This window comes from Burkholderia sp. MSh2 (genome assembly GCF_000731655.1).
In the GTDB taxonomy this organism is placed as follows: Bacteria; Pseudomonadota; Gammaproteobacteria; order Burkholderiales; family Burkholderiaceae; genus Burkholderia; species Burkholderia paludis.
This window is the reverse complement of record NZ_JPGM01000147.1, coordinates 1-1,197: the sequence shown is the minus strand read 5'-3', so window position 1 is coordinate 1,197 and position 1,197 is coordinate 1. Positions and strand designations below refer to the sequence as shown.

Here is a 1,197-nt window from a genome sequence, read left to right as displayed (position 1 = left end):
TGACCTGAGACGTTTCTTGTAGCCATTCGGCAAGTGAGTTCTCTTTTATCCTAGAGGCAAGGAGAACTCGATGAAGAAGCGATTTACCGACGAGCAAGTCATTCGAATCTTGCGCGAGGCCGAGAGCCGGGACGAGCCGGTGAAGGATCTGTGCAAGCGCCACAACATTTCGGAACAGACGTTCTATCGTTGGCGCAACAAGTTCGGCGGGATGGACGTGGCTGACGCGCGTCGGCTCAAAGAGTTGGAATCGGAGAACGATCGGCTCAAGCGGCTGATCGCCGAGCAGATGCTTGTCATCGACAGCCTGAAGGAGTTCAGCCGAAAAAAATGATCACCCCGACGGGCCGGCGCGAAGCGCTGGAAGTCCTGACTCGGCGGGGGCTCTCGCAACGCAAGGCATGTCGCTACCTGGGACTGAGCCGCCGAGTGGCGACCTATACGCTCAAGCAACCGGAGAAGGATCGGAGTCTGGGCGAGAGGCTGATGGCGGCCGCGCAAGAGGTGCCGCGCTTCGGCTATCGCCGGATGTCGGCCTGGCTGGCGTTGAGCGAATCGCGCGTGCGGCGAATGTGGCGAGTCCTGCAGCTCAACATTCCGCGGCGACGTCCTCGCCGACGTCGCTGCGGCAACGACATACGCCTGCCAGGCGCCACGCAGCCCAATTCGGTTTGGAGCTATGACTTCGTGCACGATCAACTGGTGGATGGCCGAGCGTTGAAGATGCTATGCGTGATCGATGAATACACCCGCGAGTGCCTGGCGATCGAGGTCGGCGCCAGCCTGCGGTCGCAGGATGTGATTCTGACGCTGTCGCGACTGATGCGCCTGTACGGCAAGCCCGCGTTCGTTCGGTCTGACAACGGTGCCGAATTTACCGCTGCCAGGGTCATGCGCTGGCTGCGGGATGCGGCCATCGGTCCGGCCTTCATCGCGCCTGGCAGTCCATGGCAAAACGGATTCGTCGAGAGCTTCAACGGCAAGCTACGTGACGAATTGCTGAACCGGGAATGGTTCCGCAGCCGCGCCGAGGCCAAGGTGCTCATCGAACGCTGGCGGCAGTTCTACAACGAGCGCCGGCCCCATAGCGCACATCGCTATCAACCTCCCGCCACGGTCCGTCGAGCCTGGCTGGATTCCGATAATATCAACGCGAGACTCACTGCCTGATTGGGTACAAAATTCCGCCTCAGGTCA

At 60.7% G+C, this 1,197-nt stretch carries 1 protein-coding gene; it reads left to right on the top strand.

Going from position 1 to position 1,197, the window contains the following annotated elements:
* The first annotated feature begins 70 nt into the window (after window positions 1-70).
* Window positions 71-1,170, top strand: a protein-coding gene (locus GQ57_RS37940; protein ID WP_152603486.1) for an IS3 family transposase whose coding sequence is annotated in 2 segments (ribosomal slippage) — window positions 71-323 and window positions 323-1,170 — 1,101 coding nt in all. Because the reading frame shifts where the segments join, the coding sequence is not laid out codon by codon here.
* Window positions 1,171-1,197 lie beyond the last annotated feature (27 nt).